Source organism: Halothiobacillus sp. DCM-1, assembly GCF_045689735.1.
Lineage (GTDB): Bacteria > Pseudomonadota > Gammaproteobacteria > Halothiobacillales > Halothiobacillaceae > Halothiobacillus.
Genome location: NZ_CP142685.1, coordinates 1,962,501 through 1,982,481, shown reverse-complemented (window position 1 = coordinate 1,982,481; position 19,981 = coordinate 1,962,501). Strand labels below are relative to the sequence as shown.

The 19,981-nt window shown below is 61.2% G+C and carries 17 protein-coding genes (1 of these 17 running past the window's edge); 8 read left to right on the top strand and 9 right to left on the bottom strand.

Annotated features, from left to right (window positions below; all coding sequences use genetic code 11):
- Positions 1-22: 22 nt before the first annotated feature.
- A complete protein-coding gene (gene uvrA / locus VOI35_RS09230) occupies positions 23-2,854 on the bottom strand; it encodes an excinuclease ABC subunit UvrA (RefSeq protein WP_407275757.1) in 2,832 nt (943 codons plus the stop codon).
- 263 nt (positions 2,855-3,117) lie between these two features.
- Here uvrA and ssb point away from each other — a divergent pair, with 263 nt between their 5' ends.
- The gene (gene ssb / locus VOI35_RS09225) at positions 3,118-3,651 is read left to right on the top strand and encodes a single-stranded DNA-binding protein (protein ID WP_407275756.1); all 534 of its coding nucleotides are present in this window, start codon (positions 3,118-3,120) and stop codon (positions 3,649-3,651) included.
- A gap of 76 nt (positions 3,652-3,727) precedes the next feature.
- Positions 3,728-4,687: a bifunctional riboflavin kinase/FAD synthetase gene (gene ribF / locus VOI35_RS09220; protein WP_407275755.1), complete on the top strand. Its 960-nt coding sequence runs from the start codon at positions 3,728-3,730 to the stop codon at positions 4,685-4,687.
- A 240-nt stretch (positions 4,688-4,927) separates the two neighbouring features.
- On the opposite strand, the gene VOI35_RS09215 is transcribed toward ribF, so the two are convergent.
- From VOI35_RS09215 to VOI35_RS09200, 4 genes are all read right to left on the bottom strand, one after another.
- Positions 4,928-6,376 (bottom strand): DegQ family serine endoprotease, encoded by a 1,449-nt coding sequence (locus VOI35_RS09215; protein ID WP_407275754.1) that lies wholly within the window; start codon positions 6,374-6,376, stop codon positions 4,928-4,930.
- Positions 6,377-6,602: 226 nt separating this feature from the next.
- Positions 6,603-7,910 (bottom strand): ammonium transporter, encoded by a 1,308-nt coding sequence (locus tag VOI35_RS09210; protein WP_407275753.1) that lies wholly within the window; start codon positions 7,908-7,910, stop codon positions 6,603-6,605.
- An 11-nt stretch (positions 7,911-7,921) separates the two neighbouring features.
- Positions 7,922-8,260: a P-II family nitrogen regulator gene (locus VOI35_RS09205; protein WP_407275752.1), complete on the bottom strand. Its 339-nt coding sequence runs from the start codon at positions 8,258-8,260 to the stop codon at positions 7,922-7,924.
- A 24-nt stretch (positions 8,261-8,284) separates the two neighbouring features.
- Positions 8,285-9,082 (bottom strand): TorF family putative porin, encoded by a 798-nt coding sequence (locus VOI35_RS09200; RefSeq protein WP_407275751.1) that lies wholly within the window; start codon positions 9,080-9,082, stop codon positions 8,285-8,287.
- Positions 9,083-9,338: 256 nt separating this feature from the next.
- Between VOI35_RS09200 and VOI35_RS09195 the strand changes: the two genes are divergently transcribed.
- On the top strand, positions 9,339-9,614 hold the full coding sequence (locus tag VOI35_RS09195; protein WP_407275750.1) for an accessory factor UbiK family protein: 276 nt from the start codon (positions 9,339-9,341) through the stop codon (positions 9,612-9,614).
- Positions 9,615-9,659: 45 nt separating this feature from the next.
- Complete coding sequence (locus VOI35_RS09190; protein WP_407275749.1) at positions 9,660-11,171, top strand: YifB family Mg chelatase-like AAA ATPase; 1,512 nt, start codon at positions 9,660-9,662, stop codon at positions 11,169-11,171.
- Here the strand turns inward: VOI35_RS09190 and VOI35_RS09185 are convergent.
- Positions 11,158-11,673 carry a peroxiredoxin family protein gene (locus VOI35_RS09185; protein ID WP_407275748.1) on the bottom strand — a complete coding sequence of 172 codons (516 nt, stop codon included), beginning with the start codon at positions 11,671-11,673 and terminating at the stop codon, positions 11,158-11,160. The genes VOI35_RS09190 and VOI35_RS09185 overlap by 14 nt on opposite strands.
- 45 nt (positions 11,674-11,718) lie before the next feature.
- Positions 11,719-13,464, bottom strand: a complete 1,746-nt coding sequence (locus tag VOI35_RS09180) for a chloride channel protein (RefSeq protein ID WP_407275747.1) — start codon at positions 13,462-13,464, stop codon at positions 11,719-11,721.
- Positions 13,465-13,596: 132 nt separating this feature from the next.
- Here VOI35_RS09180 and argC point away from each other — a divergent pair, with 132 nt between their 5' ends.
- Genes argC through VOI35_RS09165 form a run of 3 tightly spaced genes read left to right on the top strand, consistent with a single transcriptional unit; the run spans position 13,597 to position 16,201 of the window.
- A complete protein-coding gene (gene argC, locus VOI35_RS09175; RefSeq protein WP_407275746.1) occupies positions 13,597-14,631 on the top strand; it encodes an N-acetyl-gamma-glutamyl-phosphate reductase in 1,035 nt (344 codons plus the stop codon).
- A gap of 20 nt (positions 14,632-14,651) precedes the next feature.
- A complete protein-coding gene (gene erpA, locus VOI35_RS09170) occupies positions 14,652-15,005 on the top strand; it encodes an iron-sulfur cluster insertion protein ErpA (protein ID WP_407275745.1) in 354 nt (117 codons plus the stop codon).
- Positions 15,006-15,013: 8 nt separating this feature from the next.
- Complete coding sequence (locus VOI35_RS09165; protein WP_407275744.1) at positions 15,014-16,201, top strand: citrate synthase; 1,188 nt, start codon at positions 15,014-15,016, stop codon at positions 16,199-16,201.
- Here VOI35_RS09165 and VOI35_RS09160 read toward each other — a convergent pair.
- Entirely contained in the window at positions 16,162-17,340 is a 1,179-nt protein-coding gene (locus VOI35_RS09160; protein WP_407275743.1) for an anhydro-N-acetylmuramic acid kinase, read from the bottom strand. The genes VOI35_RS09165 and VOI35_RS09160 overlap by 40 nt on opposite strands.
- Before the next feature lie 2 nt (positions 17,341-17,342).
- A complete protein-coding gene (locus tag VOI35_RS09155) occupies positions 17,343-18,749 on the bottom strand; it encodes a peptidoglycan DD-metalloendopeptidase family protein (RefSeq protein ID WP_407275742.1) in 1,407 nt (468 codons plus the stop codon).
- Positions 18,750-18,825: 76 nt separating this feature from the next.
- On the opposite strand from VOI35_RS09155, the gene tyrS reads away from it, so the two are divergent.
- On the top strand, positions 18,826-19,981 hold the 5' portion of the coding sequence (tyrS, locus tag VOI35_RS09150) for a tyrosine--tRNA ligase (RefSeq protein ID WP_407275741.1). It continues 56 nt past the right edge of the window; 1,156 of the gene's 1,212 nt are visible here — the first part of the coding sequence; the start codon lies at positions 18,826-18,828; the stop codon falls past the right edge of the window.

The window sequence follows — 19,981 nt, the reverse complement described above, 5'->3', positions numbered from 1 at the left end:
CCGCAGATTGAGCAAGAATTCTCTATCTGGCTGGGTGATCCAGCAAGCGCGCGAGATAGCGCCCGGTGTGGGATTCCGCTTGTTCCGCCACGGTTTCTGGCGTGCCTTGGGCGATGATCCGCCCGCCGCCGCTGCCGCCTTCGGGGCCTAAATCCACGATCCAGTCGGCGGTTTTGATCACATCCAGATTGTGTTCGATGACGACGACGGTGTTGCCCTGATCGCGCAGGCGGTAAAGCACGGCCAGCAGTTGCTCGACATCGGCAAAGTGCAGGCCAGTGGTGGGTTCATCGAGAATGTAGAGCGTGTTGCCGGTATCCCGTTTGGAGAGTTCGCGCGCGAGCTTCACCCGTTGCGCTTCGCCGCCGGAGAGGGTGGTGGCGTTCTGCCCCAGCGTGAGGTAACCCAGCCCCACATCGAGCAGGGTGGTGAGTTTGCGATGCAGCGCGGGCACGGCTTCGAAGAAGGGCGCGGCATCCTCGACCGTCAGGTTCAGCACTTCGCTGATGGTTTTGCCCTTGTAGCGAATATCCAGCGTTTCGCGGTTGTAGCGCGCGCCGTGGCAGACATCGCAGGGCACATACACATCCGGCAGAAAGTGCATTTCCACCTTGATGACGCCATCGCCTTCGCAGGCTTCGCAACGCCCGCCTTTCACATTGAATGAAAACCGCCCCGGCGTGTAGCCGCGCGAGCGCGCTTCTTGCGTGCCGGCGAACAGTTCGCGGATCGGGGTGAACAGGCCGGTGTAGGTGGCCGGATTGCTGCGCGGGGTGCGACCAATCGGCGATTGATCGATGTCGATGACTTTGTCGAGCTGTTCCAGCCCCTCGATGCGGGCATAAGGCGCGGGGCGGGTGGCCGCGCCATTCAACGCGGCGGCGGCGATCGGGTAGAGCGTGTCGTTGATGAGGGTGGATTTGCCGGAACCGGAAACGCCGGTGATGCAGGTCAGCAGGCCGAGCGGAATCTCCAGCGTGTCGCCAGCAAGGTTATTGCCGCAGGCGCCATAGAGCCGCAGCCAGTGTCCGTCTTGGGGCGATACGCGCGGCGGCACGGTAATGCGCCGCTGGCCGGAAAGGTAGGCACCGGTGAGCGAATCGGGATTGGCGGCAATCTGTGCCGGGCTGCCCTGGGCGACGATGCGCCCGCCGTGTACGCCTGCGCCGGGGCCGATGTCCAGCACGAAATCGGCGGCGCGAATCGCGTCCTCATCGTGCTCGACCACGATCACGGTGTTGCCCAGTTCGCGCAGATGGGTGAGCGTGCCGAGCAGCCGGTCGTTGTCGCGCTGATGCAGGCCGATGGAAGGCTCGTCGAGAATGTAGGTCACGCCGACCAGGCCGGAGCCGATCTGGCTGGCCAGCCGGATGCGCTGCGCCTCGCCGCCGGACAGGGTTTCCGCCGAGCGGTCGAGCGAGAGGTAGGTTAAGCCCACATCATTCAGAAAGCCCAGCCGCGCGCTGATTTCGCGCACGATGCGCCCGGCGATTTCCCCACGCGCGCCGGGTAGGTCGAGCGCGCGGAAAAAGGCGAGCGCCTCGCTGATCGAACGGTGGATGATGGCGGGCAGGTTGTCGTGACCGAGGAACACATGCCGCGCCGCGGTGTTCAGCCGCGTGCCGCCGCAGGCCGGGCAGGCGCTTTCGGAAATGTATTTCGCCAGTTCCTCGCGCACGGCCTGCGAATCCGTCTCGCGGTAGCGCCGATCCATGTTCGGCAGCACCCCTTCCCAGGGGTGCTCTTTCTCGGTGGCCTTGCCCCGTGGGTCGAGGTAAGTAAAGCGGATTTTTTCCCGGCCACTGCCCTGCAAAATGCGGGTTTGAATCTCGGCGGGTAATGCCTGCCACGGCGTTTCCACTGAAAAATCGTAATGCCGAGCCAGGCCGGACAAGAGCTGAAAGTAATACACATTGCGCCGATCCCAGCCGCGAATCGCCCCGGCGGCCAGCGACAATTCGGGATTGACGATCACCTTCGCCGGATCGAAAAACTGCCGCACCCCCAGGCCATCGCAGCTTGGGCAGGCCCCCACCGGGTTGTTGAACGAAAACAGCCGCGGTTCCAGTTCCGCCAGCGCATAGCCGCAGACCGGGCAGGCGTGTTTGGCCGAAAAGGTGTGCGCGGCATCGCCATCCATCGCCACCACCAGCGCCCGCCCATCCGCGAGGCGCAGCGCGGTTTCGAACGATTCCGCCAGGCGCAGCGCCAGATCGGGGCGCACCTTGAACCGATCGACCACCACCTCGATCGTGTTTTTGCCCTTCGGGTCGAGCGGCGGAATCTCATCGATTTCATACACCCGGCCATTGATCCGCACCCGCAGAAACCCCTGCGCGCGCCATTCATCGAACAGCTTCTGGTGCTCGCCCTTGCGGTTTTCGATGACCGGCGCGAGCAACAGCCAGCGCGAATCCTCCGGCAGCGCCAAGACCTGATCGACCATCTGCGACACCGTTTGCGCGGTGAGATCGATCCCGTGTTCCGGGCAGCGCGGCACCCCGGCGCGGGCAAACAAAAGCCGCAGGTAATCGTAAATTTCCGTGACCGTGCCGACGGTGGAGCGCGGATTGTGCGAGGTGGTTTTCTGCTCGATGGCAATGGCGGGCGACAAGCCATCGATATGATCGACATCCGGCTTATCCATCATCGACAAAAATTGCCGCGCATAGGCCGAGAGCGATTCGACATAGCGCCGCTGCCCCTCAGCAAACAGCGTGTCGAACGCCAGCGACGATTTGCCGGAACCGGAAAGCCCGGTAATCACGATCAGCGCATCGCGGGGCAAATCGACATCGATATTTTTCAGATTGTGCGTGCGCGCACCGCGAATGCGGATAAAGGGATCGGCCATGGGAAGTCCGGACAGCTTATAGTGAATGAAACAGGCAAGTGCTTTATCAGGCGGTTGAAAAACGACTGCGGTGAGCCATCTGCGGCGTTGCGCGGTGCTCGCTCCCTTGCCTATCCATGGGATAGGTCTCGGTCGCTGTGCGCCGGGCGCCTTGCATCGGGCCATCCTCGCTACATTTTTCAACGGCCTGTTATAGTACGGACTTTGGCGTCGCGCCGAAACAACCGGCGCCGCGCGACTTCATTGCAAGAGGAAAGAAACGGATGGCCAGTCGCGGAATCAACAAAGTCATCATCCTGGGCAACTTAGGCCAAGACCCCGAAGTGCGCTACATGCCGAGCGGCGGGCAGGTCACGAATATCCGCGTCGCTACATCCGAGAGCTGGCGCGATAAAGACACCGGCGAGCAAAAAGAAACCACCGAATGGCACCGCATCGTGTTCTTCAACAAGTTGGCGGAAATCGCCGGGCAATATCTGAAAAAGGGCAGCCAGGTCTATGTCGAAGGCACCCTGAAAACCCGCAAATGGCAGGGGCAGGACGGGCAAGATCGATACACCACGGAAATCGTCGCCAGCGAAATGCAGATGCTCGGTGGCCGGAGCGGCGGATCGGGCGGCGGTAACACCGATGCTGGCGGTTATGACGACGGCTACAGCAGCGCCCCGCCTGCCCGAAGCGGTGGGCGCCCAGGCGCTCCATCCGGCGGCGGGCGAGACAGTTACGGTGCCCCCCCAGCGCGCCCTGCACCCAGCAAAGCACCGAATGACTTTGTCGATGATGATATTCCGTTTTAGCGAACCTACTTTATTATAGGCGTTAAATAAAAAACAGCGAAGGCCATGTTTTACATGGCCTTTCTGCCTCTAAATTATGACCGCATCAAACCCGTTTCGTATCGTTCACGGTCAGGCCGCGCGGCTGGATTTCCCCGCGGGCTGTGTGGTCACACTCGGCAATTTCGATGGGGTGCATTTAGGCCACCAGGCGCTCATCCGGGCGGCGGCGCAGGCGGCGCGCGAGAGGGCATTGCCGCTGGTGGTCATGCTGTTCGAGCCTCTGCCGCGGGAGTTTTTTCATCCTGCGGCGCCGGTCGCGCGGCTCACCCGCCTGCGGGAGCGGGTCTCGTTCATTCAGGCGATCGGTGGCGTGGATGTGCTTTGGGTGTTGCCGTTCAATTCGGCGCTGGCCGCGCTGTCGGCAGAAGCATTCGTGACGCGCCTTTTGGTGCAGCGTTTGCGAACCCGCGCGATCTGGATTGGGGATGATTTCCGCTTTGGCCATCGGCGGCAGGGGGATTTTGCCTTGCTCGCGCACCTTGGGGCACAGGCCGGTTTTACGGTCTCGGCGGCGCCCACCTGTCTGGTTGGCGGTGAGCGGGTGTCGAGTACCCGCATTCGTGCGCATTTGCAGGCGGGGGAGCTGGTCGCTGCGCGGGATCTGTTGGGGCGAGCCATGACGCTCTGCGGTCGGGTGATCCACGGGGATAAACGCGGCCGGCAATTGGGGTTTCCCACGGCGAACATCGCCTTGCACCGCCGTCTGTCGCCCTTGCAAGGGGTATTCGCGGTGGTCATGTCGTTGCCGGATCATCAACAGTTCCGGGGGGTGGCGAATATCGGCACCCGCCCGACGGTCGATGGCCAAACGGCGCGACTTGAAGTGCATTTATTTGACTTTGCCGAATCCCTTTACGGCCAGTCGGTGCAGGTGGTGTTTCTGGCGCGGCTGCGTGCCGAACAGAAATTCGAGTCGCTGGATGCCTTGGTCGCGCAAATCCGGTGCGATGTCGTGGCGGCGCAGGATTTTTTCGCCGACGAGCCGAATCCTTGAGGGGCGGCGATCCATTGCTCGATCCATTGTCATTGAGGCGCTGAGCCAGGGCGGATGCCCTTGGGGCGCGGGCAAAAAAAAGCCCCGGATCATTCGGGGCAATGGTTCATCCTTGAGGAGCCAATGAGTCAGAGGGCTGGGTTGCAAAAAAGTTCGCCTAGCAATTGAAATTTTTTCCGCCGCTGCCCCTGAATTTTTTGCTGAGCCAATCAAACGGGCTGATTGGCTCGCGGGCGGGGGTCAATCGTTCAGTTGAATCGCGAGAAACAGCGGCTGGCCGTCGCGCAGCAGGCGGATGGCGATAGGCCGGTCTTTCGGCGCGCTGTCGAGTGCCTTTTTCAGGTCATCGACGGTCTGCATGGATTGCCGGTTGACTTCCAGCAGGATGTCGCCGGCGGTGAGCACGGAGGCAAACGGGGAGTCGCTTTTCACGCCATCGACTTTGACGCCGTATTTGATTCCGAGCTGTTGCAGGTCATCGGGGCTGAGTGGGGAGACTTTGAGCCCCATTTTTTCGATGGCGGCGCGGCTGCCTTCGCTCGCTTCGATGGCTTGCTTGTCGAGTTTTTCGATGGTGACGGTCATTTCATGCTCTTTGCCATCCCGCAGGACGGTCAGGGTGGCGGGTTTGCCAATGGGCGCCATGCCCACCATGATCGGCAGCTCGCCGGAGCGTTTGACTTCTTTGCCGTTGAATTTGGTAATGATGTCGCCGGATTTCAGCCCCGCTTTGGCGGCTGGTGTGTTGGGTTGCACTTGGGAAACCAGGGCGCCCCGGGTGTTGTCCAGGCCGAAGGATTTGGCGAGTTCGTCGGTGACGGGCTGAATCAGGACGCCCAGATAACCACGGGTGACATGACCCGTGGTTTTGAGTTGATCGACCACATTCATCGCGACATTGATCGGGATGGCGAACGAGATGCCCATGTAGCCGCCGGATTTGGTGTAAATCTGCGAGTTGATGCCGATGACCTTGCCATTGGCGTCGATCAACGGGCCGCCGGAGTTGCCGGGGTTGACCGGGGCATCGGTCTGGATGAAAGGCACATAGCTTTCATCGGGCAAGTCGCGGCCAATCGCGGAAACGATGCCGTGGGTGGCGGAGTGATCTAGTCCGAAGGGTTCACCAATCGCCAGTACCCATTCGCCGACCTGCACTTGATCGGAATTGCCAATCGGGGCGACGGGCAGGTTCTTGGCATCGATTTTCAGCAGGGCGATGTCGGTGCGTTTGTCTTTGCCGATGACTTTGGCGGCATATTCTTGCTGATCCGGCAGGCGCACGGTGATTTTATCGGCATCGGCCACCACATGGGCGTTGGTCAGGATGTAGCCATCGGCGGAGATGATAAAGCCTGAGCCGAGCGAGCGGATCGGCTCGCGGTTCGCCTGTTGGGGCATTTGCTGGAAGAAGTGGCGGAACATATCGCCGGCCGGTCCCGGTGGGAAAATAGGTGCGTTGCCGCTATCGAATTGGGCTGATTGTTTCGGCTTGGAGATGGTGCTGATATTTACAACCCAAGGGCTGGATTGTTTGACGAGCTGGACATAGTCCGGCATGACGGTATCGGCGAATGAAGGCGCGGGGGCGAGCATGACCAGCGGCGCGGCCAGCAGGGCGGCTGCCAGAAGACGGGAAGGGGCTTTCACGGCGGCGCGAACGGAGTGTGCCAAAATTGAAGTACGCATAAAAACCTCGCAATGGTATCGAACAGGGGGCAACGGTGGCGATTGTCGTCATTCGTTAGATCAGTGTGACTGCCCGCTGCTGAGTGTTCAGACGAATGGACGCCCGATAAGTTCAGTCGAAAGGCGGGGGATGCTGCCGTGCAGGCAAAAATCCCGCCCATGAAAAAACCCGCACAAGGCGGGTTGGTCGTTTGCCCCGTCCGTGGGGCAACTTCGAGGGGCGGCGTTAGACGCGCTCGCCGTGTTGGTTGATATCCAAGCCCTCGGCTTCTTGCTCTTCGGTCACACGCAGGCCAATCGTCATTTTCAGAACCATCAGGATGATGAAGGTGACCACGGCATCATAGATGATGGTGAAACCCACGCCTTTTACCTGAATCAGGAACTGCGCCAGGATGCTGCCGTTCGCATTGGCAGAGACACCGACCCCGCCGAACGCCGCTGCCGAAAAGATACCGGTCAAGAGGGCGCCGACGATACCGCCGACAGCATGCACACCGAAGGCATCCAGTGAGTCGTCATAACCCAGTGCGCGTTTGAGGTACACCGAGGCGAGGAACGGAATCACACCGGCGGCCACGCCGATGGCGAAGGCACCAATCGGGCCGACGAAGCCAGAGGCCGGGGTGATGGCAACCAAGCCAGCTACCGCGCCGGAGGCCATGCCGAGCAGGGTCGGTTTGCCGCGCATGATCCATTCGATCACCATCCAGGACAGAGCGGCGACCGCCGTGGCAATTTGGGTGACGGCCATCGCCATGCCCGCTGCTTGGTTGGCCGCTGCGGCAGAACCGGCGTTGAAGCCGAACCAGCCCACCCACAGCAGGGAGGCGCCGGCCATGGTGTACACCAGGTTGACGGGCGGCATGGCCTCTGTGCCATAGCCTTTGCGTTTGCCGAGCATCAGCGCAGCGACGAGACCCGCCACACCGGCGTTGATGTGTACGACGGTGCCGCCGGCGAAGTCTTGCACGCCATCCCCCATCAGCCAACCGCCGCCCCACACCATGTGCGCGATGGGTGAGTACACCAGTACGGACCATAGTCCCATGAAAATCAGCAGGGCAGAAAACTTCATCCGTTCAACCACGGCGCCAATGATGAGCGCGGGCGTGATGATGGCGAAGGTCATCTGGAAGGTCATGAACACCGATTCCGGAATGGTGCCGGTTTGGCTGGTAAAGCCGAGTCCTTTGAGGAACAGGGCGCTCAGGTCGCCGACATACGCGCCGGTGCCCTTGAAGGCGAGCGAATAACCCACGATGGCCCAGACGACGCTGATCAGCGCGGTGACGGCGAAGGTGGCCGCGGCGACGGAGAGCAGGTTTTTACGGCGCACCATCCCGCCGTAGAACAAGGCAACGCCAGGAATGGTCATCAACAGCACGAGGGCGGTGGAGGTGAGCATCCAGGCGGTGTCGCCGGAGTTGAGCGCGGGCGGCGGCGGGGGGGCGTCGGCGAATGCGGCGGTTGAAGCCAGCAATCCGACGAGTCCAGCGAGGCTAGCCCAGGTTTTTTGAGTACGCGAAATCATGACTTGGCTCCTTAGAGTGCTTCCGGACCGGTTTCACCGGTGCGGATGCGGATCGCTTCTTCGACCGGCGCAACAAAAATCTTGCCGTCGCCGATTTTGCCCGTGCTGGCTGCACGGGTGATGGCATCGATGACCGCATCGACTGCAGCGTCATCGACAACCAGTTCCAGTTTGACCTTGGGTAAAAAATCCACCACATATTCCGCGCCGCGATACAGCTCGGTGTGGCCTTTTTGCCGACCGAAGCCTTTGACTTCAGTCATGGTGATGCCCTTGGCGCCGACGGTGGACAGTGCTTCACGCACATCGTCGAGCTTGAAGGGCTTGATAATTGCCGTAATCAGTTTCATGACATTCCCCTTGGTGTGTCCGCATCAGAAGCTCTTGGTGAGCGAAAGTACGGCACCTGGTCCGCCAACATATTTGCTGCCGCCCGATGCGCCGGTGTAGGTGTAGGCGCTCTTCTTGGCATTGGTGTCCACATACGCCAGACCGACCGACCAGCCGGGGGCAAAGGAGCCCGCCGGGAAGGCATAGGTCACGCCGAGCAGCCAGTCGGTATAGTTGTACTGATCGTTGCCGGTACCCTTGACCCATTGATGACCCACATGGCCATTCAGGGTGACGGTGTCGGTCAGCGGATAGTTGGCGTCGGCTTGCAGATAGGTGGAGCCTTTGCTGTCTGTGGCGCCGAAGAAATTGTTGGTGGTGACATTGTATTTCGCGGTCAGCCACTTGTAGATCAAGGCCGCATGCAGCTCAAACGTGTTGTACTTGGTGCTGGTGCCAGAAATTTCTGAGCCGGGGTAGTAGTAATACAGGCCGCCGACATCGAGCGAGAGATCATCGGTGAACTTGTAGACCCAGCCGCCGAAGAAGTCGTTTTCCATCGCCCAGCCATTATTCGGGCTGTTGTACATATTGGTGGAGACCATCGAGCCCCACCAGCCGGCGTAGAACCCGGCGGGCAGACCGAGGTTGATACCGGTTTGCAGGGCGGGGTGTTTGTAGTTTTGCGAAATCCCACGGAAGCGGTAGTCGCTCACAATGGCTGCCGAGCCGGTGATGCTGACCGCTGGCGTGGCAGTGTCGGCAAATACGGCCGGGGCGGAAAATGCGCCCAGCCCCATGACGATGGCGGTGCTCAGTACGGTTTTCTTCAAGATTTTCATGGAGTCGTTCCTCTTTTAGTTCGGGCATGACAAGATGCACGGGTGCTATTACAGAAACCGTGCCAACTTAATAACTCATTGTAATAATTGAGTAATAACTCTTGGTGGGTGAGTTGGCTGTGTGCGCTAGCCTTCTTGTGGTGCATCTGGCGCCCTAGGCAATCACTTTTTTGGTGCATTCGTCGGGCTTGCAAGCGCGCGAGGCTTCTTCAAGAATCCTGCCGACAGGGGTGATGGTTTTACGGAGGAATGGGATATGTCATTGGCTCAGTCGTTAGAAGAGCTCTCGCAGCGCATCGAGCAGGCGCTGCCCGAGGGGCTGAAGCAAACCAAGGGCGAAATCGACAAAACGATTCGCCAGGCAGTGCTGAATGTGTTCGGCAAGATGGAACTGGTCACGCGGGATGAGTTCGACATTCAAACCCAGGTGCTGGCGCGCACACGAGCCAAACTCGAAGCCCTGGAACAGCGCGTCGCGATATTGGAGGCGGCGCAGGCGGGTGCCGCGTCCGGTACTCCGGCGGCTTCCTGACCTGTTTGATCTTCGGTCGGAACCGGATCCACAAGGAGTGTGGTCATGACAATCGCCAAGGTATTTAGCCGCGCGCAAGCGGGGATCGATGCCCCGTTGATTACGGTCGAGGCGCATGTGGCTAACGGCTTGCCGAGCATCACCTTGGTGGGCTTGCCCGAAACCGTGGTGCGGGAAAGCCGCGATCGGGTGCGTGCGGCGATTTTGTCCTCGGGGTTTGAGTTTCCGCCGCGTCGCCTGACCATCAATCTCGCACCGGCGGACTTGCCCAAAGAAGGTGCGCGGTTTGATTTGCCGATTGCGCTCGCCATTTTATTGGTGACCGGGCAGATTCCCGGCGATCCCGCCGAGCAGGCCCATCGGTTGGCCGCAATGGAGTGCGTGGGCGAGCTCTCGCTCGATGGGGGCGTTTGCGGCGTGCGCGGCGCGCTCTCGGCGGCATTGGGTGCGCAGTCAGCGGGGCGAGCCTTGTTTGTGCCGCCCGCCAATGCCGAGGAGGCTACCGTGGTGCGCGGCGTGCAGGCTGCAGCGGTGCCCCATTTGCGGGCATTGGTCGCACATGTCGCGGGGCAGCGCGCCTTACCTTGGCTCACGGCGGTAACGCCGCCCGCCGTCGATCCGGCAGCCGGGATCGATCTGGCGGATGTGCGTGGACAGCCGCGCGCGAAACGAGCCTTGGCATTGGTGGCGGCGGGCGCGCACAACCTGCTGCTGATCGGCCCGCCGGGGGCGGGCAAGAGTATGTTGGCGCAGCGTTTGCCGGGAATTTTGCCGCCAATGACCGAGGCGGAGGCGATGGAATCGGCACGGATTGCCTCGGCGTCGAGCCTGGGCTTTACGGCAGCGGATTTCGGCCGCCGACGCTTCCGGCATCCGCATCACTCCGCCTCGGCGGTGGCGCTGATCGGCGGTGGTTCGACCCCGCGGCCCGGCGAGATTTCGCTCGCGCATCACGGCGTGCTCTTTCTCGATGAACTCCCGGAATTCGACCGGCGGGTGCTCGAGGCCTTGCGCGAGCCGCTGGAAAACGGCGTGATCACCATTTCCCGCGCGGCGCAGCAGGTGGAATTTCCGGCGCGGTTTCAACTGGTGGCGGCGATGAACCCGTCGCCGCAGGGCGAGGAGGTGCACTCGCTGGCCGCCCAGCGGTATCGGGCGCGAATTTCCGGCCCGCTGCTCGACCGGATCGATATTCAATTGGAGCTGCCGCGCGTGGCGGCCGCCGATTTGCAACCTGGCGGTGCAGCAGAGCCCTCGTCGTCGGAGGTGCGTGCGCAGGTGGCGGCGGCACGCGCCGTCATGCTGGCTCGCCAAGCTAAGTCCAATGCCGCGTTGTTGCCGGCGGAACTGGCCGCCGTGGCGCCGCTGGCGCCCCGCGATGCCGCGTTGCTGCATCAGGCGATGGATAAGCTGCGCCTCTCGGCGCGCGCGCATGACCGCATTCTGAAGGTGGCGCGCACGATTGCCGATTTCGACGGCAAGGCCGCCATCGATACCGCCGCGCTCACTGAGGCGCTGGGGTATCGCGCTCTGGATCGGCTGTTCAGCCCGTCGTGAGTTCGGTCAGCAATTGATCGACCCGGGCGGTGTCGAACGGCCCGATCTTTTGATAGCGAATGTTGCCCTTGCCATCGAGCACGAAGAAGGTCGGCGTGAGCCGGACCGGGCCGAAGGCTTGCGCCGCTGCGCCGGTTTTGTCTTGCAGCACGGTGTAGGGGATGTGTTTGTCCGCCACCATCGCTTTGAGCTGCCCAAGTTCGTCGTAGCTCATCGCGAGGCCAATCACTTGTACCCCCTTGGATGCGAATTTCTGGTAGAGCGCGGTCATGTGCGGGATTTCAGCCACGCAGCCCGGGCAGGTGGTGGCCCAGAAGGTGATTGCGACGGGCTTGCCGGCATAGTCTCCTAGGCTCACCGGATTGCCATCGAGGTCTTGAACCGTCAGGTTGGCGAGCTTGACTGGTGTTTCCGTCGAGCAGCCGGCGACGGTGAGCACCGCGCTGGCGGTCAGCAGGCCAAGCCAATGGCGGCGGGTAGGTGAAAAAACGGTCGTGGTCATGAGCGCCTCGGTCGTGAAGGAAATAGAGGGTGTGTTCGCCGGATGTCAGGTTGCGTCGTCCAGCCGTTGGCGGGTGAGCACGCCAAAACTTCGCTTGAAGGGCGGTACGGTGACCCGCTGTCCAACCAGCATATCGACCTTTTCGGCGCGCATCAGTTCACGCGCTTCCGAGAGGGTGAGGCCAATGTCGGCGGTGCGGGCGGGCACTGCGGGGAGTACCGCGCCGAAGTCCACGGGGGGCGGGGGCGGCGCATCGTCTGGAGAGGGCGGCGCCGTGTTCAACCAGATTGCGGCGGCCTCGGCGGCAACAACGCTGGGCGCCGCGTTGTCGGCTCGCCGGATGATCAACCAGTTGGGTTGGGTGGCCAGCGCGGCGCGCAGATCGTCCAGCGAGCCGGTCGTCGGCAACTCCATGATATTGCGATCCAGCAGGCCGCCGATGGCGACATCGTTGGCACCGCGCCACAAGGAAAACTGATCGATCGATTCAGCGTTAGCGCGCAGCGCCGCATCGTAAATGCCGGACTCGCCGAACAGTTGGCGACTGGTGAGGTTGGCAATCACAATGGTCAGCAGGGCGGGCATGATGGCGCTGGTGCTGCCAGTCAATTCGATGACGGCGGTCAGCGCGGCCAAAGGGGCTTGCAGCACGGCGCCCATCATCGCCCCCATCCCGAGCACGGTGTAAAACGCGACTTCGCTCGGCGCACTCTGCGTCACATTCAGCAGCCCCATGCCAACCGCTGCGCCCGCGAAACCGCCGGTGACCAGGGTGGAGCCGACCACGCCGAGCGGGAGTCCGCAGCCGAAGGTCAAGGCGCTGAGCACCAGCTTGGCGAGGGTGAGCGCCAGCAGAAAGCCCATGGTCAGTTGGGCGGCGGCGGCGACATTGATCGTGCCGTAGCTCAGGCTCATGACCTGCGGGAGCAGGAGCCCGATGATGCCGGTGAGCAGGCCGATCAGAGAGAATCGCCACAGCACCGGCCAGTTTCTGGTTCGGGTGAGGGTGTGAATCGAGAGGCTGCTGAATCCGGCAGCCGCGACGCCCAAGCCGATGCCGAGGCCAATCAGCACGGGAATTTCCCAGCCGGACAGCGTGTGATCGAGCGTGATGGCAAACGCCGGATTGTTGCCAAACAGCAGGGTCGAAAGCAGAGCCCCCGCAGAGGCGGCGAGCATGACCGGCACAAAGCTGGCCAGCGTGTATTGCCGCACGATGACTTCGAGGGTGAAAAGCACGGCGGCCAGCGGGGTGTTGAACGAGGCGGCGATGGCCGCCGCCGCCCCGCAGCCGACCAGCGTTCGGGTGCTGTTGTGTGGCAGGTGGAGCCATTGACCAAGCAGACTGCCGCCGGTCGCCCCCATGTGGACGCCGGGTCCCTCGCGGCCATTGGAGAGCCCGATGAGCAGCGCCCACAGCCCGCCAAAAAATTGTACGACCGCGTTTTGCCAAGGCAGGCGGGCTTCGTAGCGGTGAAAGCGCAGGATGGTGTAGCCGATGCCGACGCTGCGGTACGCGGGCGCAATCGCGCGAAACACCAGGCCGAGGAGGATCGCGCCGAATACGGGCAGCAAAAAGCGCCAAATCAAGGGCAGCGAGGCATACTCGCCGGCAACGGAGAGGCCGAGGATATAGATTTGCCCGACCGTCAGCAGGAAGTGGAATACGCTAATCAACAGCGCGCTCAAGAGGCCGACCGCCAAGCCGAGCAGGCTGAGCGGAATCAGGGCGTCTTCGTGCGATAAGCGCAGTCGCCACGGATCGAGCCATTGGTGGAATCGGGTACGCATCGCACTCACTGGGGGTTTTCTGTATCCATCACACCCGGTTGGCATCGGGCGAGAATGTCCGGCGGTTCTGTTGTTATGATGCGGTATCGGGGCGCTGGGCGCCAGAGACGGGCAGTGGGTGCGGAAACGATCATGAAGAAAATAGGTATTGTCGGCGGTACGGGCTACACCGGGGTTGAACTGATGCGCTTGTTGGCGCGTCACGGGGGCGTCGAGATGACGGCGATTACCTCGCGCGCGGAAGCCGGTACGCCGGTCAGCGCGATGTATCCCAATCTGCGCGGGGCAGTGGATTTGTGCTTTACCCGTCCGGAGGAAACCGATTTGACGGCCTGTGATCTGGTGTTCTTCGCCACCCCGAACGGGATTGCGATGCAACAGGCGCCGGCCTTGCTGGATGCGGGTGTCAAGGTGATCGACCTCGCGGCGGATTACCGCATCAAGGATTTGGCCGTCTGGTCTGAGTGGTATGGCATGACCCACGCCAGCCCGGACTGGGTCGAACGGGCGGTGTATGGGCTGCCGGAACTCAATCGCGCGGCGATTCGCGCGGCGGCGCTGGTGGCGAACCCCGGCTGCCATGTGACGGCGGCGACACTCGGCCTGCTGCCGTTGATGGGGCAGCCGTTCGTCGATCACCGCCAGATCGTCGCGGACTCCAAATCCGGCACCAGCGGCGCGGGTCGCAAGGCGGAAGTCCCAATGCTGATGGCAGAGGCTGGCGAGAGCTTCAAGGCCTATGCTGCGGGCGGGCACCGTCATCAGCCGGAAATCGTGCAAACTTTGACGGCGGTGGCGGGGCAGCCGGTTGGTCTGACTTTCGTGCCGCATCTGGTGCCGATGGTGCGCGGGATCGAGGTCAGCCTGTATGTGCCCTTGCGGCAAGAACCGGCTGGGTCGTTGGAAGCGCTCTATCGGGATTACTACGCGGAGGAGCCGTTTGTCGATGTCATGCCGTCGGGCAGTCATCCGGAAACGCGCAGCGTACGCGGGAATAATTTATGCCGCATGGGCTTGTTCCGGCCGAAAGGATCGTCCATGCTGGTCATCAGCTCGGTGATTGACAATCTGGTCAAAGGCGCCGCAGGTCAGGCCGTGCAGAACATGAACCTGATGCTCGGCTTCCCTGAGACTCAGGGGCTTGATCTGATTGCCTTGTCGCCGTAACAGCATGTTGGGAGATTGATATGACGACCACGGTCACCACTGAAGAAGCCCCGCTGATTTTTACCGAAAATGCCGCACGCAAGGTGAAAAGTCTGATGGACGAGGAGGGGAACCCGAATCTGAAGCTGCGGGTGTTCATTACGGGCGGCGGCTGTTCGGGTTTCCAGTATGGATTTATGTTCGAAGAAGCCGCCCAGGATGATGATGCCCAGGTTGAGCGCGGCGGCGTCACGCTCTTGGTCGATCCGATGAGCATTCAATACCTGGAAGGCGCCGAGATCGATTACAAAGAAGATGTTACCGGGTCGCAGTTCGTGATTCGTAATCCGATGGCGGCAACGACCTGCGGCTGTGGTTCCTCCTTTTCCGTGTGAGGCTCGTTATGGATACCAGTACCCACGCTTATATACCCGGCCTGCAAGGGATCCCTGCCACGCAGTCGCGGATTTCGTTTCTTGATGGTCAAGAAGGTTTGTTGACCTATCGCGGCTACCGCATCGTCGATCTCGCCCGGCACAGCACATTCGAAGAAACCGCCTGGGTGTTGATCAACGGCGAGCTGCCAACCCCGGAACAGTTAGCCTGCTTTGATGGCGAGCTGCGGGCGAACCGGCGCGTCAAATACAATGTGCGCGACATCATGAAGTTTCTGCCGATCGATGGTCACCCGATGGAGGCGCTGCAAACCTGTGTGGCAAGTCTCGGCATGTTCTATCCGGGTCAGGAACGGATGACCGCCCATGGGGTCAGCGCCGACAGCGAGTTCGTCGAGCAGATGATCATCAAGATTCTCGCCAGCATGGCCACCCTGGTGGCGATGTGGGAGCGCATCCGTCGGGGGGATGACCCGATTCCGCCGCGCAAGGACTTAACTTACGCGGAAAACTTTTTATACATGATGAACGAGCGCGAACCCGATCCGGTCGAGGCGCGGATCATGGATGCCTGTCTCGTGCTGCACGCCGAACACACCATCAATGCCTCGACTTTCTCGGCGCTGGTGTGCGGTTCTACCCTGGCGCCGCCGAATTTGGTGGTGGCCTCGGCGATCGGCACGCTCGCCGGCCCCTTGCATGGTGGCGCCAATCAACGGGTGCTCAATATGCTCGATGAGATCGGTTCGCCGGCGAAGGTAGCCGACTGGCTGGATCAGCGTCTGGCCAATAAGCAGGTGGTGTGGGGGTTTGGTCACCGGGAATATAAGGTGAAAGATCCGCGCGCCGATATTCTGCAGGGCTTGCTCGAACAACTGCATGAACACCGCCACGGCGATGTCTCGCCGCTGTACGAGGTGGCCAAAGAGCTGGAACGCTGTGCGGCCGAGCGCCTGGCGCCAAAAGGGGTTTACCCGAATGTCGATTTCTATTCCGGCTTGTTGTACGAGGCGCTCGGCATTCCGCGAGATCAATTCACGCCCATCTTTGCGATTTCTCGGACGGCCGGTTGGCTTGCGCACTGGAAAGAGCAACTGAGCAACAACCGAATCTTCCGCCCGACGCAGGAGTATCAGGGCTATGCCCCGCGGAGTTATCAACCGATGAGCGAACGCCAGTCGAGCTTCCCCGGATAAAACCCGCCCAGGATGCGCGGCGCCCGCGCACCCGTCACAGAAGGCGCGTTGCCGGCTTCGCCCAGCAGAAATTGCCGTGCCAACCAGGCGAATGCGGCACATTCCGCACACTGCGGTGGGATGCCGAACTCGTCGCTGAGCTTGAGCACCGCATCGGGCGCGGCAGTCTGCAGATTGCTCCGCAAGCGCCCGACCAGATCCGTGTTATACGCCCCACCACCAGCCAGCACGACCTGTGTCCCCGGCATCGTCTGTAGATAGGGTGCCATCGCCTGGATGATGCTGCGGGCGGTCAGTTCGCTCAAAGTGGCTTGCAAATCCTCGGCCGGCAGGTGGATGAGCCAGTCCCCTGCGCGGGTGGCGAGCCAGTCCAGGTTGAACACCTCCGTGCCGGTCGATTTGGGCGGGGGCAGCGCGAAATAGGGATCTGCCAGTAGCGCGTTGAGCAGGTCATCGTGCACCTTGCCGCAGGCGGCAAACGCCCCGCCTTCGTCGAAAGGCAGGTTGCGTTGCTGGCGTATCCAGCCATCGAGCAGGGTGTTGGCCGGCCCGGTATCAAACCCAATCAACGGCTGGTCTGGCTGCAGCACGGCCAGATTGGCGATGCCGCCTAAGTTGACCGTGATGAGGGCTTGATTCGGCGCGCTCGCATTGAAGAAGGCGCGGTGCGCGGTCGGCACGAGTGGCGCGCCTTGCCCCCCGGCGGCCAGATCTCGTCGGCGAAAATCAGCAATGACCGCGATGCCGGTGCGTTCCGCGATCAGGCTCGGGTTGCCAATCTGCAGGGTAAACGGCGTGGGATAGTTGGGGCGATGACGCAGGGTTTGGCCATGTTGTCCGATGGCGAGAATCTCGCTCGCAGAAACACCGGCCTGATCGAGCAGGCTGTGCACCACCTCGGCGGAGCGTTCGGCCAGCAGCGTTTCGAGCACGCCCAGTTCATCGAGGCAGTCGAATTCGGAGGTGGGGGTTTGACCTCGATGCAATGCCTGTAAGCGCGGGCGCAAATCGGTCAGATTCAGGCTGGCATGGGCGAGAATCTGCGGCAGTGATGGCGGATTGAAGGATACGAGGCAGGCATCGATGGCATCCATGCTCGTGCCAGACATCATGCCGATATAAAGCCCGTTACGCGGCATGTTCAGTCCGTTGCGCGAGGGGTGTTGCTTGCCTGCTTCGCATCGGCGGATGCCGCCATGGCATCCAGCAGCGGTTGGGTCTGCGCCAGGAAATCCTTGCGATAGCGCGACGGGATCGGGTTCGCCTCGGGGAGTTTCGCCGATAGGGGATCGGTGTACACCCCTTTGACATGAAATTCGTAGTGCAGATGCGGGCCGGTGGCGTCGCCGGTCATCCCGACATAGCCAATGACCTCGCCCATGGCGACCGTGCTCCCGGTTTTCAATCGGCGATTGAAGCCCGACATGTGCCCGTACACCGTTTGAAAATTCCCCTCATGGGCGAGTTTGATGACCTTGCCGTAGCCATGTTGCCAGCCGATAAAGGTCACTTTGCCCGCGCCGGCTGCGTGGATGGGCGTGCCGGTCGGGGCGGCGAAATCGACCCCGTTGTGTTGTTTCAGGTGGTGAAACAGTGGGTGCATTCGCATGCCGAATTTTGAACTGATCCGCGAAAACTCGACCGGATAGCGCAAAAACCCGCGTTCGAGGCTGGCGCCATTGGGTTCGTAATACCCCGTTACCCCGGTGGGTGTGGTGTAGCGCAGTGCCTGAAAGGTTTTGCCCTGATTGGTGAATTCGGCAGCCATCACATGTCCGGTGCCGACGCGTTTGCCCTGAACCCATTGCTCCGCATAAACGATACGGAACTGATCGCCGGGTTGAACATCTTTCAGGAAGTTGATTTTCCAGCCGAAAATATCCGCGAGCTGCATCACCATGGCCGCAGGAACGCCGGCGTCGAGCGCGGATTGATACAGCGAGGATTCAATCTTGCCCTCGGCCGTGACCAGACGGGATTCGCTGGGCAGCACGATTTCGCTGGCAATGAGCCCGGCATCCCCTTCTTTACGAATGCTGAGCGCCTTGTCCGGGGCAACCTTATAGTCCACCCCCAGCAGTTGATGATCTGGGGTCAAGGCCAGGGAGATTTTTTCACCGGGCTTGAGGGCTTTGAGTGGCGCGGCCGGTTGCCCTAGATCCACCACTTGTTGCACATCCTGCGCAGAGAGGCCGGCCCGTGCGAAGACGGTGGACAGGTTATCGCCGCGTTTGATGACCATTTCCAGGGTTTTTTCTGACGCCGATGCGGTATCGTCTGGCGCTGATTCAGCTGCCGTGCTCGACTTCGGATCCGTTGTCAAGGCGGATAATTCTGCGTCGGCTTGTCGGGGCTGTTCTGCGGGAACTGGCAAGGCCACTTCGCGCGCAATCTGTTGATCAATGGATCGATCCAGCGCGGGATCCGTGGGGGCGTTGATTTTTGCCACGACCAAACCCAGGCTAGCGAGGCCGCCGACGAGTAAGCCCAGCCGTACCCACAATGAAAAACGAGACTTATTTTGCGCAAAGAGGATGCGTCGAGGCATGGGGCGACTCTGCATATATGAAGACATAAACGGTTACCATACAAGCCTTGGGTGTCGGATTCAATGAGAGAGCAGAATGATCGAGCACGATTGGGCGGGCGCGCTGGCGGAAATCAAGCGGGGTACCGAAGAGATATTGCTGGAAGCAGAGTTCATCGAAAAGCTGAAAACCGGGCGACCCCTCCGGATCAAGGCAGGATTTGATCCGACCGCACCGGATCTGCATCTGGGGCACACCGTGCTCATCAATAAACTGCGCCAATTCCAGCAGATGGGGCATGAAGTGCTATTTCTGATCGGTGATTTCACCGGCATGATTGGCGACCCCACCGGCAAAAGCGCGACCCGCCCGCCCTTGACCCGTGAGCAAGTGGTGGAAAACGCCAAGACATATCAGCAGCAGATTTTCAAAATTCTGGATCCGGCGCGAACTCAAATCGTGTTCAACTCCGAGTGGATGGGCAAAATGACTGCGGCCGACCTGATCGGGCTGGCCAGTCGGCAAACCGTTGCCCGGATGATGGAGCGAGACGACTTTTCCAAACGCTATGCCGCGCAACAGCCGATTGCCATTCATGAGTTTCTCTACCCCTTGATCCAAGGGTATGACTCAGTGGCGCTGAAAGCGGATGTCGAACTGGGCGGCACTGACCAGAAATTCAACCTGTTGATGGGGCGAGAGCTTCAAAAGCAATGGGGGCAGCCGTCTCAGACCGTGATCACCCTCCCCCTGCTCGAAGGGCTGGATGGTGTGAACAAAATGTCCAAGTCACTGGGGAATTACATCGGCATTGCGGAGTCGGCCGATGAGCAGTTCGGCAAAATCATGTCGATTTCAGATCAACTCATGTGGCGCTACTTCGACCTGCTTTCCTTCCGCAGCTTGGCCGAACTCGCGGAACTACGCGCCCAAATGGCGGCGGGGCGGAACCCTCGAGACATAAAATTTGAACTCGGTATGGAAATCGTCGATCGATTTCATGGCGCGGGTGCAGGCGCGCTGGCGCGCGAACGATTCATTGCCCGGTTTGCCAAATCCGAGATACCAGAGGATCTTCCGGAATACCGCATACCGGCTGGCGACGGCATTGCCCGCGTGCTCAAGGCGATCGGCTTGGTCGAATCCACCAGCGAGGCCATACGGCACATCAAAGCCGGCGCGGTGCGGCTGAATGGGGTGGTATGTCAGGATAAGGACCAGCGCATTGACGCGGGCGAGCACATCATCCAGG

Coding starts and splice junctions, on each gene's coding strand:
- VOI35_RS09205 (WP_407275752.1), bottom strand. CDS start 8,260: ATGAAACTGATTACGGCAATTATCAAGCCCTTCAAGCTCGACGATGTG.
- VOI35_RS09180 (WP_407275747.1), bottom strand. CDS start 13,464: ATGCGTACCCGATTCCACCAATGGCTCGATCCGTGGCGACTGCGCTTA.
- VOI35_RS09155 (WP_407275742.1), bottom strand. CDS start 18,749: ATGCCTCGACGCATCCTCTTTGCGCAAAATAAGTCTCGTTTTTCATTG.
- erpA (WP_407275745.1), top strand. CDS start 14,652: ATGACGACCACGGTCACCACTGAAGAAGCCCCGCTGATTTTTACCGAA.
- argC (WP_407275746.1), top strand. CDS start 13,597: ATGAAGAAAATAGGTATTGTCGGCGGTACGGGCTACACCGGGGTTGAA.
- uvrA (WP_407275757.1), bottom strand. CDS start 2,854: ATGGCCGATCCCTTTATCCGCATTCGCGGTGCGCGCACGCACAATCTG.
- VOI35_RS09165 (WP_407275744.1), top strand. CDS start 15,014: ATGGATACCAGTACCCACGCTTATATACCCGGCCTGCAAGGGATCCCT.
- VOI35_RS09160 (WP_407275743.1), bottom strand. CDS start 17,340: ATGCCGCGTAACGGGCTTTATATCGGCATGATGTCTGGCACGAGCATG.
- VOI35_RS09185 (WP_407275748.1), bottom strand. CDS start 11,673: ATGACCACGACCGTTTTTTCACCTACCCGCCGCCATTGGCTTGGCCTG.
- ssb (WP_407275756.1), top strand. CDS start 3,118: ATGGCCAGTCGCGGAATCAACAAAGTCATCATCCTGGGCAACTTAGGC.
- VOI35_RS09190 (WP_407275749.1), top strand. CDS start 9,660: ATGACAATCGCCAAGGTATTTAGCCGCGCGCAAGCGGGGATCGATGCC.
- VOI35_RS09200 (WP_407275751.1), bottom strand. CDS start 9,082: ATGAAAATCTTGAAGAAAACCGTACTGAGCACCGCCATCGTCATGGGG.
- VOI35_RS09210 (WP_407275753.1), bottom strand. CDS start 7,910: ATGATTTCGCGTACTCAAAAAACCTGGGCTAGCCTCGCTGGACTCGTC.
- VOI35_RS09215 (WP_407275754.1), bottom strand. CDS start 6,376: ATGCGTACTTCAATTTTGGCACACTCCGTTCGCGCCGCCGTGAAAGCC.
- ribF (WP_407275755.1), top strand. CDS start 3,728: ATGACCGCATCAAACCCGTTTCGTATCGTTCACGGTCAGGCCGCGCGG.
- VOI35_RS09195 (WP_407275750.1), top strand. CDS start 9,339: ATGTCATTGGCTCAGTCGTTAGAAGAGCTCTCGCAGCGCATCGAGCAG.